The organism is Paraburkholderia hospita (assembly GCF_002902965.1).
Lineage (GTDB): Bacteria > Pseudomonadota > Gammaproteobacteria > Burkholderiales > Burkholderiaceae > Paraburkholderia > Paraburkholderia hospita.
Genome location: NZ_CP026106.1, coordinates 726,312 through 741,150, shown reverse-complemented (window position 1 = coordinate 741,150; position 14,839 = coordinate 726,312). Strand labels below are relative to the sequence as shown.

The 14,839-nt window shown below is 64.6% G+C and carries 11 protein-coding genes; 7 read left to right on the top strand and 4 right to left on the bottom strand.

Going from position 1 to position 14,839, the window contains the following annotated elements:
* Nucleotides 1-11 precede the first annotated feature (11 nt).
* A complete protein-coding gene (locus C2L64_RS21740; RefSeq protein WP_007585766.1) occupies nt 12-932 on the bottom strand; it encodes a LysR family transcriptional regulator in 921 nt (306 codons plus the stop codon).
* 281 nt (nt 933-1,213) lie between these two features.
* On the opposite strand from C2L64_RS21740, the gene glyA reads away from it, so the two are divergent.
* The 7 genes from glyA (at nt 1,214) to C2L64_RS21705 (ending at nt 11,002) form a co-directional block, all read left to right on the top strand.
* Nucleotides 1,214-2,536: a serine hydroxymethyltransferase gene (gene glyA, locus C2L64_RS21735; RefSeq protein ID WP_007585768.1), complete on the top strand. Its 1,323-nt coding sequence runs from the start codon at nt 1,214-1,216 to the stop codon at nt 2,534-2,536.
* 59 nt (nt 2,537-2,595) lie between these two features.
* A complete protein-coding gene (locus tag C2L64_RS21730; RefSeq protein WP_007585769.1) occupies nt 2,596-3,864 on the top strand; it encodes an aminotransferase class V-fold PLP-dependent enzyme in 1,269 nt (422 codons plus the stop codon).
* A 110-nt stretch (nt 3,865-3,974) separates the two neighbouring features.
* Nucleotides 3,975-4,931, top strand: a complete 957-nt coding sequence (locus C2L64_RS21725) for a D-2-hydroxyacid dehydrogenase (RefSeq protein ID WP_007585770.1) — start codon at nt 3,975-3,977, stop codon at nt 4,929-4,931.
* 37 nt (nt 4,932-4,968) lie between these two features.
* Nucleotides 4,969-6,156: a malate--CoA ligase subunit beta gene (locus C2L64_RS21720; protein WP_007585771.1), complete on the top strand. Its 1,188-nt coding sequence runs from the start codon at nt 4,969-4,971 to the stop codon at nt 6,154-6,156.
* A gap of 11 nt (nt 6,157-6,167) precedes the next feature.
* Entirely contained in the window at nt 6,168-7,073 is a 906-nt protein-coding gene (gene sucD / locus C2L64_RS21715; protein WP_007585772.1) for a succinate--CoA ligase subunit alpha, read from the top strand.
* Nucleotides 7,051-9,969: a phosphoenolpyruvate carboxylase gene (locus tag C2L64_RS21710; protein WP_007585773.1), complete on the top strand. Its 2,919-nt coding sequence runs from the start codon at nt 7,051-7,053 to the stop codon at nt 9,967-9,969. The genes sucD and C2L64_RS21710 overlap by 23 nt, the downstream gene beginning before the upstream one ends.
* A gap of 49 nt (nt 9,970-10,018) precedes the next feature.
* Nucleotides 10,019-11,002: an HpcH/HpaI aldolase/citrate lyase family protein gene (locus tag C2L64_RS21705; RefSeq protein WP_007585774.1), complete on the top strand. Its 984-nt coding sequence runs from the start codon at nt 10,019-10,021 to the stop codon at nt 11,000-11,002.
* Between the two features lie 67 nt (nt 11,003-11,069).
* Here the strand turns inward: C2L64_RS21705 and C2L64_RS21700 are convergent, their stop codons facing one another.
* From C2L64_RS21700 to C2L64_RS21690, 3 genes are read right to left on the bottom strand one after another with little or no spacing between them, the layout of a single operon-like run.
* Complete coding sequence (locus tag C2L64_RS21700) at nt 11,070-12,521, bottom strand: pyridoxal phosphate-dependent decarboxylase family protein (RefSeq protein ID WP_007585775.1); 1,452 nt, start codon at nt 12,519-12,521, stop codon at nt 11,070-11,072.
* 48 nt (nt 12,522-12,569) lie between these two features.
* Nucleotides 12,570-13,469, bottom strand: a complete 900-nt coding sequence (gene folD, locus C2L64_RS21695) for a bifunctional methylenetetrahydrofolate dehydrogenase/methenyltetrahydrofolate cyclohydrolase FolD (RefSeq protein WP_007585776.1) — start codon at nt 13,467-13,469, stop codon at nt 12,570-12,572.
* Complete coding sequence (locus C2L64_RS21690) at nt 13,466-14,833, bottom strand: FMN-binding glutamate synthase family protein (RefSeq protein WP_007585777.1); 1,368 nt, start codon at nt 14,831-14,833, stop codon at nt 13,466-13,468. The genes folD and C2L64_RS21690 overlap by 4 nt, the downstream gene beginning before the upstream one ends.
* Nucleotides 14,834-14,839: the final 6 nt, after the last annotated feature.

Sequence of the window (14,839 nt, the reverse complement as noted above, 5' to 3'; positions counted from 1 at the left end):
AAGCGCGTTCATCATTCGCCCGACACCCGCTCACCCGCCTCATGGGCTCCGTTGATCAGACTGTCCCTGAACGCCGACGCGGCAGCCGAAAGCTGCTTGCTCTCGCGATGCACCAGATACAGATACCGGACGATCGGAAAGTGCTCGACATCGAGCACCTTGAGCCGAAGGGTTTCGAGTTCGGCCATGATCGTCGCGAGGGGCACGACTGACAGGCCCATACCCGCCTGCACGGCCCATTTCACAGCCTCGTTGCTGCTCACTTCCATGCCTGGCCGAAAGCTGGTCCGGTGCTCGGCAAAGAAGCGCTCCATCGCGCGGCGCGTGCCGGAGCCGGATTCGCGCACCAGAAACGTTTCGCGCTCGAGCGCGCCCAGCGCAATGCGGCGCTCGCGCACGAGCGAGTGATCGGGCGGCGCGATCATCACGAGGGGATTCTTCGCCACGCGCACGGCAGCGAGACCTTGCCCTTCGGGCGGCATCCCCATGATGGCGAGATCGGTCTCGTTGTTCGCCAGTTCGTTCAGCACGCACTCCCGGTTACCGACGGAGAGACTCACGTTCACGCCTGGAAAAGCCCGCGTGAACTTCGCGATCAACTGAAGCGCGAGCGGGTTGGTCATCCCGCTCACCACCGACACCTTCAGCTTGCCCTGCTTCATGTCGCGCAGCTGATCGAGCGACGCTTCGAGAAGCGACAACTGTTGCTGCAACAGCCGCGTATGGCTGTACAACTCCTTGCCCGCCGCTGTCAGGAAGACGCGCCGTCCGACCTGTTCGAACAGCGGCATACCGATGCCCGTTTCGAGCTGCTTCAGTTGCGACGACACGCCGGGCTGCGTCAGATGAAGCTCCTCCGCTGCGCGCGAAAAACTCAGATGACGCGCACTCGCCTCGAACACCTTTAGCTGGCGCAATGTCAGGTGCAGCATCTCGCTCCCTACCCTCCCACGCACGCGGCAAAAACGCCTTGATTTCACGCCTCAACTGTACCAGCGGAGGAAGCGTCCGCAATGCCCAAGAAGAGGTACTCCGCGAGGCGCGAGGTCCGACAGGCAAGGCTCACACGCAAGGTTATGGATCGGATAAGTAACGCGAATGAGTGTTTTCGGCGGCACGCCACTACCATCGGTTCAACAGGAATGCGAAGGGGATACGGAGGGGACGAGCAGCGACGTCCAGCCTGTCTGGTTCATTAAAGAGAGGTTCATACATGTTCAGCTACAAAAACACGATTGCCGTCACCGACCCGGAATTGCGGCAGGCCATCTCGGCGGAGACGCAGCGTCAACAGGATCACATCGAGCTGATCGCATCCGAAAATTATGCGTCGCCCGCTGTGCTGGAAGCGCAGGGATCGCAGCTGACCAACAAATACGCTGAGGGTTATCCGGGCCGCCGCTACTACGGCGGCTGCGAACACGTCGACGTCGTCGAGCAGCTCGCCATCGATCGCGCGAAGCAGTTGTTCCATGCCGAGTATGCCAACGTGCAGCCACATTCGGGATCGCAGGCAAATCAGGCCGTGTATCTGTCCGTGCTCAAGCCGGGCGACACGATTCTCGGCATGTCGCTCGCGCACGGCGGACACCTCACGCATGGCGCGTCCGTGAACGTGAGCGGCAAGCTGTTCAATGCCGTGTCATACGGTCTCAATCCCGATACGGAAGAAATCGACTACGAGCAGGTCCAGCAACTCGCGCAGACTCACAAGCCACGCATGATCGTCGCGGGTGCTTCCGCCTACTCGCTCGTGATCGACTGGCAGCGTTTTCGTGCGATCGCCGATAGCGTTGGCGCGTCGTTGCTCGTCGATATGGCGCACTATGCGGGTCTCGTGGCGGCGGGGCTTTACCCGAGCCCCGTTGGCATCGCCGATTACGTCACGACGACCACCCACAAGACGTTGCGTGGTCCGCGCGGCGGCATGATTCTCGCGGGCGCGCAGGCTGCGAAGGCAATCGACTCGACGATCTTCCCCGGCATCCAGGGCGGCCCGCTGATGCATGTGATCGCGGGCAAGGCGGCTGCGCTGCGCGAAGCGATGACCGACGAGTTTCGCGAGTACCAGCAACAGGTGCTTATCAACGCACGGACCATGGCGCAGACGCTCCAGCAACGCGGCTTGCGGATCGTGTCGGGCCGCACGGATTCACACGTGTTCCTCGTCGATCTGCGCGCGAAAAACGTCACGGGCAAAGAGGCGGAAGCCGCACTTGGCCGCGCCTTCATCACGGTCAACAAGAACGCGATTCCGAACGATCCGCAAAAGCCCTTTGTCACGAGCGGCGTGCGTATCGGTTCGCCCGCTATCACGACACGCGGCATGCGCGAAACGGAAGCGCAACAGCTTGCGCATCTGATGGCCGATGTGCTCGACGCACCGGCCAACGATCTCGTGATCCGCCGCACAGCGGACGCTGTGCTCGCACTGACCGCGAAGTTCCCTGTGTATCGCGACGCACCCGACGCACTGCGCCACAACGCACCCGTGACACGGGACGACAGCACGGCCGCCGGTCACGCGGCGCACTGAACCACCCGAACGACATCATCCAAACGACAGATCAGGATCATCACCCAAGGAGACAAACCATGTCGAATACTTCTGCCGCGCGCATCCCTGGACGCAACATTCTCGCCGTCCCCGGTCCGACCAATGTTCCCGACGCCGTGCAACGCGCGATGGTGGTGTCGATGGAAGACCACCGTTCGACAAAATTCCCCGAACTCACGCATGGCCTGCTCTCCGATCTGAAGAAGATCTACCGGACGGCGGAAGGCCAGCCCTTTATTTTTCCGTCGTCGGGTACGGGCGCATGGGAAGCGGCGCTCACCAACACGTTGTCGCCGGGTGACCGGGTCCTGGTGCCGCGCTTTGGCCAGTTCAGCCATCTGTGGGCCGACATGGCGCAGCGCCTGGGCTTCGATGTGGAAATTCTCGACGTCGATTGGGGCGAAGGCGTGCCCGTCGAGCGGATCGGCGAGATCCTGAAGGCGGACCGTCAGCACACCATCAAGGGCATTCTGGCCTGCCACAACGAAACGGCGACGGGCGTGACGAGCGATATCGGCGCACTGCGCCGCGCGATGGATGCGGCGGGCCACCCGGCCTTGCTGTTCGTCGACGGCGTGAGCTCGATTGGCTGCATCGATTTCCGCATGGACGAATGGGGCGTCGATCTGGCCGTGACGGGCTCGCAGAAAGGTCTGATGCTGCCGGCGGGCCTCGGCATCCTGTGCGTGAGCCAGAAGGCGTTGAAGACGATCGGACACGCGAAATCGCGCCGCTGCTACTTCGATCTCGCCGACATGGTGCGGACCAACGCTACCGGTTATTTCCCGTACACGCCTGCGCTTTCGCTGCTGTACGGGCTGCGCGCCGCGCTCGACCTGCTGTTCCAGGAGGGCCTCGACAACGTGTTCGCGCGGCATCACTACCTGGCTTCGGGTGTGCGCGCCGCCATCACGGAAGGCTGGGGACTCGAAGTGTGCGCGAAGGCGCCGAAGTGGCACTCCGATACGGTGTCCGCGATCGTCGTGCCAGAAGGATTCAACGCCGCGCAGGTCATCGACACCGCTTATCGCCGCTACAACCTCGCGCTCGGCGCGGGACTCTCGAAGGTCGCGGGCAAGGTGTTCCGCATCGGCCACCTCGGCGACCTGAACGAGCTGATGCTGGTGAGCGCGATTGCAGGCGCCGAAATGGCCATGCTCGATGCCGGGATCGACGTGCGGCCAGGCAGCGGCGTAGGCGCAGCCGGACAGTACTGGCGCACGCACACGCCGGGTGCGCAGACCGCGACGCATGCCGCGACGCAGCGGGTGGCAGAGCCCGTCGCGCGCCGCGCCGCAAATGCGTGAACACAGCGGCATGAGCACGGCTCTATGAGCGCGACCGCCTGAACGCGCCTGCCTGAAGCAGGCGCGGCGGGTCGCATCCTTCCCGCCCACACTACGGAACGCACGACACCATGCGACACGAAATCGTTTTTCTCGACCGTTCCACGCTGAATGCCGATGTCAGGCGCCCAACGTTCGACCACCACTGGGTCCAGTACGCGTCGACCTCTGAACAAGAGGTCATGCGGCGGCTCGAAGGCGCCACCATCGCGATCACCAACAAGGTGCCGCTGCGAGCCGACATGCTCGACAGGCACCCGTCGATCAAGATGATTGCCGTGGCGGCGACAGGCTATGACGTCGTCGATACGGCGTACTGCCGCGAGCGTGGCATCGCCGTCGCCAACATTCGCGGCTATGCGTCTCACGCGGTGCCCGAGCACACGTTCGCGCTGATCCTCGCGTTGCGGCGCAACCTGCTCGCTTACCGCAACGACGTGCTGAGCGGACGCTGGCAGCAGACCAAGCAGTTCTGCTTCTTCGATCATCAGATCCGCGATCTGCATGGCTCGACGCTTGGCATCATCGGCGGCGGCGCGCTGGGCCAGGGCACGGCGCAGATTGCGCGCGGCTTCGGCATGCGCCCGGTGTTCGCCGCTCACGACGCGCAGCGCGCGCGGGTGCCTGGCCTCGAATACGCCGAACTCGACACGGTGCTGCGCGCGTCGGACGTGATCTCGCTGCACGCGCCGCTCACGCCTGCCACACGCAACCTGATCGGGCTCGACGAGTTGCGCAGCATGAAGCGCAACTGCCTGCTGATCAACACGGCGCGCGGCGGGCTGGTGTGCGAAGCCTCGCTCGCCACGGCGCTCAAGGAAGGACTGATCGCTGGAGCAGGCTTCGACGTGCTGAGCCAGGAGCCACCCGTCGCGGGCAATCCGCTGCTCGAGCTCGATCTGCCCAACTTCATTCTGACACCTCACGTTGCATGGGCGTCCGACGACGCCATGCAGTCGCTGGCCGACCAGCTGATCGAGAACATCGAGGCATTCGCGCGCGGCGTACCGCGCAATCTCGTGACCTGACGGTTCGCAAACCACGCAATCAAACGGAGACATCGACATGGACATTCACGAGTATCAGGCCAAAGACCTGCTGTCTGGCTTCGGCGTGCCGATCCAGCGCGGCGCGGTCGCCTACACGCCGGATCAGGCCGTCTACTGCGCCACGGAACTCGGCGGCTGGCACTGGGCCGTCAAGGCGCAGATTCATTCGGGCGCGCGCGGCAAGGCGGGCGGCATCAAGCTGTGCGAGACCTATCACGATGTGCACGAGGCGGCGACCGCGCTGTTCGGCAAGCAGCTCGTGACGATCCAGACGGGACCGGAAGGCAAAGTCGTCGAGCGTGTGTACGTGGAGGTCGCCGAGAAATTCGAGCGCGAGATCTATCTCGGCATCGTGCTCGACCGCAAGGCGGAACGCGTGCGCGTGATCGCTTCCGCACAGGGCGGCATGGATATCGAAGAAGTGGTGCGCACCAACCCGGGCGCCGTTCTTCAGACAGTGGTCGAGCCAGCCGTCGGCTTGCAGCCCTTCCAGGCGCGCGAGATCGCCTTCGGCCTTGGCTTGAACATCAAGCAGGTGAGCCGCGCCGTCAACGCGATCATGGGCGCGTATCGCGCGTTTCGCGACCTCGACGCGACGATGGTCGAGATCAATCCCCTCGTCGTCACCGATGACGACCGCGTGATCGCCCTCGACGCGAAGATTTCGTTCGACGACAACGGCCTGTTTCGCCACCCGCACGTGTCCGAGATGCGCGACGCGGCGCAGGAAGATCCGCGCGAAGCGGAAGCGGCGCAGTTCGGGCTGAACTACGTGGGGCTCGACGGCGATATCGGCTGCATCATCAATGGCGCCGGCCTCGCGATGGCCACCATGGACACGATCAAGTACGCAGGCGGCGAGCCGGCAAACTTCCTCGACGTCGGCGGAGGCGCATCGCCCGAGCGCGTGGCGGCCGCGTTTCGCCTCGTGCTGTCGGACCAGAATGTTTCGGCCGTGCTCGTCAATATTTTCGCCGGCATCAATCGCTGCGACTGGGTTGCCGAGGGAGTCGTGCAGGCTGCCCGCGGCCTGAGGGTGCCTCTCGTCGTGCGTCTGGCGGGTACCAACGTCGAAGAAGGACGACGCATCATCAAGGAAAGCGGCTTGCCCATCATCGCGGCGCAATCGCTGCTGGAAGCGGCGCAAAAGGCCGTCGAGGCCTCCAAGGCGCACCGCGCCCGCCAGGCCGGCAACCCCAGATAAGGAGAACGGACATGAGTATCCTGATCGACGAAAACACCCGCGTCATCGTGCAGGGCTTCACGGGCGACAAGGCGTCGTTCCATGCGAAAGAGATGATCGAATACGGCACCAACGTGGTCGGCGGCGTCACGCCGGGCAAGGGCGGACAGCTTCATCTCGAACGCCCCGTGTTCGACACCGTGAAAGACGCCGTGCGCGAAACGGGCGCCACCGCGAGCCTCGTGTTCGTGCCGCCGCCCTACTGTGCCGACGCCATCATGGAAGCCGCCGACGCCGGCCTGCAACTCGTCTGCGTGATTACCGACGGCATCCCGGCGCAGGACATGATGCGCGTCAAACGCTATCTGCTGCGTTATCCGAAGGAAACCCGCACGATGGTGGTCGGCCCGAACTGCGCGGGCATCATCAGCGCCGGACGCGCGATGCTCGGCATCATGCCGGGCAACATCTACCGGCGCGGCAATATCGGCATCGTGTCGCGCTCGGGCACGCTCGGCTATGAAGCCGCCGCGCAGCTCAATGCGCTCGGCCTCGGCGTCACGACGAGCGTCGGCATCGGCGGCGATCCCATCAACGGCAGCTCGTTCCTCGATCATCTGAAACTGTTCGAGCAGGACCCCGAGACCGAGGCTGTCGTGATGATCGGCGAGATTGGCGGCCCGCAGGAAGCCGAAGCCGCCAAGTGGGTCAGCGAGCATATGACGAAACCCGTCGTCGGCTATGTGGCCGGTCTGACGGCGCCCAAGGGACGGCGCATGGGACACGCGGGCGCGATTATCTCGGCAGCGGGCGACAGCGCGGCGGAGAAAGCGGAAATCATGATGTCCTACGGCCTCTCGGTGGCGCCCAGCGCGTCCGAGCTGGGTTCCACGGTTGCCTCTGTGCTCGAAGACCATGTCACGCGCCGCGTTGCCTGATTGGGGCTACGGCCCAGAACCACAACCCGACCCGCCGCGCGTCGAGGTTGTGCGCCCCTTCCCCGCGAGCAGGCACGCCGACGCTGAAGTTGGCGGGCTGCACGAGCTCGCGATCGCGTCGGCTGCCCTGCCCGCGCTCAGCGCGGAAGATTACGAATACGCTGTCATCGAGTTGCTTTCAGAACTGTTGCGCGACATTGCGCGCAGCCGCCAGCCGGAGGTTGAACGCACGCTGATGGGCGAGTCGGCGCATGAATCGATGACGGAACTGATGCGCGAGCGGATGGATGATCGTACCGCGCGCGTCATCCTGAGGCGCATGCTGCAGGCGCAAGGCATGTGGTTCCAGCTGCTCAGCATCGCCGAGCAGAGTACCGCGATGCGCCGCCGCCGGGAGATCGAGATCGAAGGCGGCTACGACTGGTTGCCCGATTCGTTTGCGCGGGTGATTGCCGAAGCGGCCGAGGCGGGCATTCCTGCCGCCGAAGTGCGTGACGCGCTGAGTCAGATGAAGGTGCGCCCCGTACTGACGGCCCACCCAACGGAAGCCAAGCGTGTCACGGTGCTCGAAATCCATCGGCGCATCTACCGGCGTCTGATGGAACTCGAATCGCCGCGCTGGACACCGCGCGAACGCCACACGCTCATCCTCGCGCTCAGGAACGATATCGAGCTGTTGTGGATGAGCGGCGAGCTGCGGCTCGAAAAACCCACGGTCGCACAGGAAGTCGCGTGGGGTCTGCACTTTTTCAGCGAGACGCTGTTCGAAGCCGTGCCACTGCTGTTCGACAAGCTGGAGAGCGCGCTCGCGCGTCACTATCCGGGCGAGCGCTTCGACATGCCGCGTTTTTTCCAGTTTGGTTCGTGGATAGGCGGAGACCGCGACGGCAATCCCTTCGTCGACGACAGCGTCACGCGCGCCACGCTGCATGAGAACCGGCTTGCGTGCCTGAAGCGCTACCGGCTGCGTCTCGTCGAACTGACGCAGATGCTGAGTATCACGTCCGAGGCATTGCCTGTGCCGGACAGTTTCCACGAAGCGCTGGCGCGCGCGCTGATGCGCAGCGGCGAGGCCACGTCGGTCGCGTCGCGCAATCCGGGCGAACTGTTCCGTCAATACCTGACGTGCATCTTGCGCCGGCTCGACGGGTCGCTTGCCAACGCAAGCCGGCCCGCCGACGGCACGCCCGTTCAAGGTGGCTACACGAGCGCCGACGAGCTTGCCGCTGATCTGCTGGTGATCGAGCAGACGCTCTTTGCGACGGGCAGCGCGCAACTGGCGCATATGCTCGTACGACCGTTGCGGCAAGAAGTGGAGACGTTTCGCTTCAGCACCGTGCAGCTCGACCTGCGTCAGAACACGACGGTGATCGAGCAGGCGCTGCGCGCGTTGTGGCGCGCGACCTGTGGCACATCCGGCGAGCCGCCCGCCAGCGACTCGCCCGAATGGAAAGCGTGGCTGCTCAGCGAACTGGCCCAACCCTCGGACAGCGAGCAGGAGCGGGAACGCCGCTTCGATTCGCTGCCATTCGACGAGGCACAGACGCTGCAGATTTTCCGCACGGCGCGCGAGATGCGCCAGCAGGTGGATCGCAATGCATTCGGCGCGTTCATTCTGAGCATGACGCATCGGGCGAGCGATGTGCTCGGGGTCTATCTGCTTGCCAAGGAGGCCGGTCTCTTTTCCGACGCAGCCGGGACGGAAAGCTGCACGTTACCCGTCGTGCCCCTGCTCGAAACCATCGACGACTTGCGCCGCGCGCCCGAAATCCTGCGCGAACTGCTGGCCGTGCCGATGGTCCGCCGCAGCATTCGCGCACAGGGCGGCGTGCAGGAAATCATGATCGGCTATTCGGATTCGAACAAGGACGGCGGATTTTTCGCGAGCAACTGGGAATTGTCGAAAGCGCAGACGAAGATCAAGCGGCTCGGCGATGAACTGGGCGTCACGATCGCGTTCTTCCACGGACGCGGCGGGTCGGTGAGCCGGGGCGGCATACCGGCTGGCCGCGCCGTCGCCGCTTTGCCCGCCGGCTCGGTCAAAGGACGTTTTCGCGTGACCGAACAGGGCGAAGTGGTGTCGTTCAAATACGCGAATCGCGGCACGGCGCAGTATCACGTCGAGTTGCTTGCGTCGAGCGTACTCGAACATACGCTGAAGTCGGAGCGCGAAGAAGCGTTGCTGCCGAAGGGCGAATTCGATGAAGCCATGGAAGCGCTCTCGGGCGCGTCGCGGGCCGCGTATGCGAAGTTCATCGAGCAGCCGGGCATGCTCGCGTATTTCCAGGCGGCCAGCCCGCTCGAAGAACTGTCGATGCTCAACATGGGCTCGCGCCCTGCCCGCCGCTTCGGCGCAACGAGCTTGCAGGATCTGCGCGCGATTCCGTGGGTGTTCGCATGGTCGCAGAACCGGCACGCGCTGACGGGCTGGTACGGCGTGGGCAGCGCGATCGAAGGCTTCCTTTCGGTGCGGCAGGAACGCGGGATCGACCTGCTGCGGCGAATGTTCGACGAATCGCGGCTGTTCCGGCTCGTCATCGACGAGGTCGAAAAGACGCTGGCCCAGGTCAATCTCGACATTGCACGCGAGTACGCGAGCCTCGTGCCCGATGAAGCGATCCGCGACACGATCTTCGCGCAGATCGAAGCCGAATTCAGGCTCACGGTGAAGATGGTGCAAACGCTCACGGGCTCGTCCGGACTGGGCACCCGCTTTCCGAAGTTCCATGCGCGTCTGCAGCGCCGTTTGCCCGCTATCGATCTCGTTAGCCGCCAGCAGATCGAACTGCTACGTCTCTACCGTTCGTCACAAACGGAACGACAGCGGCGCGCGTATCAGGTGCCGCTGCTGCTGTCCATCAACTGCATCGCATCGGGCTTCGGCGCGACGGGCTAGGCGCCCGTTGCCGTCATGCCTTCAATGAAATGACTTCAGGAGAACCCGTATGAGCTTCACTGTCATCGAGCAAGCCAAAGCGCGGTTGCACCGTTCCGAGCTGGCCGTGCCCGGCTCGAATCCCGCGATGTTCGAAAAAGCCGCGCGCTCGGCCGCGGACATCATCTTCCTCGACTGCGAAGACGCCGTCGCCCCGGACGACAAGGAGCAGGCACGCAAGAACATCGTCGAAGGGCTTAACGATATCGATTGGGGAAGCAAGACGATGATGGTCCGTATCAACGGACTCGATACGCACTACATGTATCGCGATGTCGTCGATATCGTCGAAGCGTGTCCGCGTCTCGACATGATCCTGATTCCGAAGGTCGGCGTGGCCGCGGACGTGTACGCCGTCGATATGCTCGTCACGCAGATCGAGGCAGCCCGCCAGCGCACCCGCCGGATCGGCTTCGAAGTGCTGATCGAAACCGCGCTCGGCATGGCGAACGTCGAGAGCATCGCGCAGTCGAGCCGCCGTCTCGAAGCCATGTCGTTCGGCGTCGCGGACTATGCGGCATCGACGCGCGCGCGCACGACGGTGATCGGCGGCGTGAATCGCGACTACGGTGTGCTCACGGACAAGAATGAGCGCGGCGAGCGCGATTACTACTGGGGTGATCAGTGGCACGCCGCGCAAACGCGGATGATGGTGGCCTGCCGCGCCTATGGGCTGCGTCCCATCGACGGACCGTTCGGTGATTTCAGCGATCCCGATGGCTACGATGCCGCCGCGCGCCGCGCAGCCGTGCTGGGTTATGAGGGGAAATGGGCGATCCATCCGTCGCAGATCGAACTCGCCAACCGCGTGTTCACGCCCGCCGAAGCGGAAGTGACCAAGGCGCGCCGCATCATGGAGGCGATGGCGCAGGCCGCGAAGGAAGGCAAAGGGGCTGTCTCGCTGGATGGCCGGCTGATCGACGCAGCGAGCATCCGCATGGCCGAGGCGCTGCTCGCAACGGCAGATGCGATCGGCGGCGGCAACAAGCGATAAATGCGAAAAGCGGGCGGCCCGTCGAAGTTGACGGACCGCCCGCAAAAGTACAGCGCTTGAGCAACGCTTATCCGAATGCCAATGCCATCGCTTCCCGTTCCTGACACAGGTAGTCGCCATGCACCTGATCCCATGCCGACAGAATCGCATCGGCGGCACGATCCGCGTCGTGCTCCGTCGTGGCCCACGAGATGACCGACAGACGCATCACCGCGCGCCCTTGCCAGCGCGCCGCGCGCACATCGCAGATGCCCTGCGCCCGGATACGTTCGATCGCGCGCAGCGTCAGTTCGTCGGCGAGCGAGACGTCATAGGCCGAACCGAAGCGCACGATCACCTGGTTCAACTCGACCTCGTTGAGCAGCGCGACACCGGGACCCAACGCAAGCCGGCGTGCCATGCGCCGCGCGAGCGCGCAATGGCGTTCGACCATCGCCGCGATGCCCTGCCTGCCGAGCGAGCGCACGAGCGCCCAGAGCGCAAAGCCGCGTGCGCGGCGCGACAGCTCCGGCGTGTAGTGCACAGGGTCGCGAACGCCTTCATCTGCTTGCGGCAGATAGCTCGCGTTAATCGACATCGCGCGACGGTGAGCGGCGGCATCGCGTACGAACGCGCAGCCGGTTTCATAGGGTGCTTGCAGCCACTTGTGCGCGTCGGCAGCCCATGAATCCGCGTCTTCGATGCCGGCTGCAAGATCCCTGTGCTGCGGGCTTGCTCTGACCCACAGCCCGAACGCCGCATCGACGTGAACCCATCCGCCATGCTCGTGCGTACACGCCGCGATCTCGCCGACGGGATCGAACGCGCCTGTCATCATGTGTCCCGCCTGGGCGATCACGATGAGCGGTCCCGAATGTTGCGCGAGCGCCTCCCGCAACGCGGAGACCTGCATGCGGCCCGACTCGTCGGCGGCGATCCGGATGACACGCCGCTCGCCGATGCCCAGATAGCGCAGCGCGGCCAACACGCCCGCGTGTACGCCTTCGCCGACGTACACGGAGATGGGCGGCGCGCCGCACAGACCGTCGGCCTCGACGTCCCAGGCCGCCTGCCGCAGCACGGCGTCGCGAGCCGCCGCGAGGCAAACGAAATTGCTCATCGTCGCGCCCGTGGTGAAACCGACCGAGCAGTCGCGCGGCAGATCCAGCATATCGAGGAACCAGCCCGCCACCACCTGTTCCGCGACGGCAGCCGCAGGCGCGCCGTGCCAGGTCGCGGCATTTTGTCCCCAGATGCTCGTGAGCCAGTCCGCCGCGACGGCGGCGGGATGCGAGCCGCCCGCAACCCAGCCGAAAAAGCGCGGCCCCGCCGTGCCGAGCAAACCTGGCTCAGCAATGGCCGAGAGCCGCGCGATGACGGCATCGGCGGGCTCGCCTTGTTCCGGCGTCGGGCCGCCGAACGCTGCGCTCAACTCGTGGAAGCTCGCTATCGGACCCGTTGGGCGCGACGCGCGCGAGTCGTGAAATGCGAGCGCGAGCCGCGCAGCGGTTTCGAGTGCGTTGCGTGTATCGTCAGCCATTAGAGGTCTCCTGCAATCGTCAACGCCGTATCGCTTTGTTCTTTGTCCCTACCCTGCTGGCACCTGCCAGAAGGGCTGCGGCGGATGAAACGCTTCCCCATCCGCAAACCGCTCGGCCGATCGCAGCGTGTTCTCGATCAGCATCGTGACCGTCATCGGTCCCACGCCGCCCGGCACGGGCGTAATCCATGATGCCCGCTCGCGCACGGGCTCGAAATCGACATCGCCGACGATGCGCCCATCCGACGTGCGATTGATCCCGACGTCGATCACGATCGCGCCTTCCTTCACCATCTCCGCCTTGATGAGACCCGGCTTGCCTGCGGCGACGACCAGAATGTCAGCGTGAATCGTGTGTTGCGCAAGGTCGCGCGTTTTCACGTGACACACGGTGACGGTGGCTTCCTTCTGCAGCAGCATCAACGCCATCGGCTTGCCGACGATGTTGCTCGCGCCGACCACCACGACGTTCTTCCCCGCCACGTCGATACCCGTCGTCTCCAGCAGAAGCTGAACGCCATACGGCGTGCACGGCGGAAAGATCGAATTGCCGACCACCAGCGCGCCCACGTTGTAAAGATGGAAACCGTCGACGTCCTTGTCGACGACGATGCTTTCCAGCACGCGCCGCACGTTGATCTGCGGCGGCAACGGCAGTTGCACCAGAATGCCGTGCGTGCTGCGCTCGACGTTGAGCGCGGCAATACGATCGAGGAGTTCCGTTTCCCGGCAATCCGCGTGGAACCTGTGCATGAACGAGCGCACGCCGCAATCCTCGCAGGCTCGCACCTTGTTCGCGACGTACAGCTCCGACGCAGGGTTGTCGCCGACCAGCACCACGGCGAGACCGGGCACGACACCTCGCGCGGACAGGGCCGCGACGCGCTCGCGAAAGCGCGCGCGCAGCCGTCGCGCAAGGTGCCGGCCGTCGATGATCTGCGCTGTCATCGGGCGCCGTTCAGGCCGGGAATCCAGTTGGTCCCGGCGAGCGGCACACGCGCCATCGCCGCGGCTTCGACCGTGAGCGCCACGAGGTCTTCCGGCTCCAAGTGGTGAACGTTCTGCTTGCCGCAAGCACGCGCGATCGTCGTCAGCTCCATGTTCAGCGTCTTCAGATAGTTCTTCAGACGCTTCGCACCGACATCGGGCTTCAGACGTTCTTGCAGCACCGGGTTCTGGGTCGTGATGCCAACGGGGCACTTGCCCGTGTGGCAATGGTGACAGAAGCCCGGCGCGGTGCCGAGGCTCGCGTAGTCGTCGAGCGCGCTCACATGCTGGCCGTTCTCGATATACGAGCCGCTATTGCAGCCCAGCGACACCAGCACGCCCTGGCCGATGGCCACGGCATCGGCGCCCATCGCCAGCGCCTTCGCGACGTCGGCCCCGCTGCGGATGCCGCCCGAGATGATCAACTGCACCTGCCCCTTCATGTTGAGGTCTTCGAGCGCGTCGACGGCCTGGCGCAACGCGGCGAGCGTCGGAATGCCGACGTTCTCGATGAAGCAGGTCTGCGTCGCGGCCGTGCCGCCCTGCATCCCATCGACGACGATCACGTCCGCGCCCGCGTGTACCGCGAGCTTGACGTCATTGAACGTGCGGGTCGCGCCGACCTTGACGTAGATCGGGGTCTGCCAGTCGGTCATCTCGCGCAATTCGAGAATCTTGATCTGCAGGTCGTCAGGGCCTGTCCAGTCGGGATGGCGAGATGCCGAACGCTGATCGATTCCTTCCGGCAGCGTGCGCATTTTGGCCACGCGCGGCGAAATCTTCTGGCCGAGCAACATGCCGCCCCCACCCGGCTTGGCCCCTTGTCCGATCACGACCTCGATCGCGTCGGCCTTGCGCACGTCGTCGGGATTGAAGCCGTAACGCGACGGCAGGCACTGATAGACGAGCGTCTTCGACGATTGCCGTTCTTCGGGCGTCATGCCACCGTCGCCCGTCGTCGTCGAGGTGCCGAGTTCGGTGGCGGCGCGGCCGAGCGATTCCTTCACGTTCGCCGACAGCGCGCCGAAGCTCATGCCCGCGACGGTGATGGGGATGGCGAGCTCGATCGGCTTCTTCGCGAAGCGCGTGCCGAGCACGGTCTTGGTCACGCACTTTTCGCGGTATCCCTCAAGCGGATAGCGCGACAGCGATGCGCCGAGAAACAGTAGATCGTCGAAGTGCGGCACGCGCCGCTTCGCCCCAAGGCCACGGATCTCATACAGTCCGTGTGCCGCAGCGTTCTGGATGTAGTCGATCGTCTTGCGGTCGAAGCCCCAGGACTCTTCGGTGGCGATATGTTTCATGTGTACGGGCTTGATTTCCATGGCGGG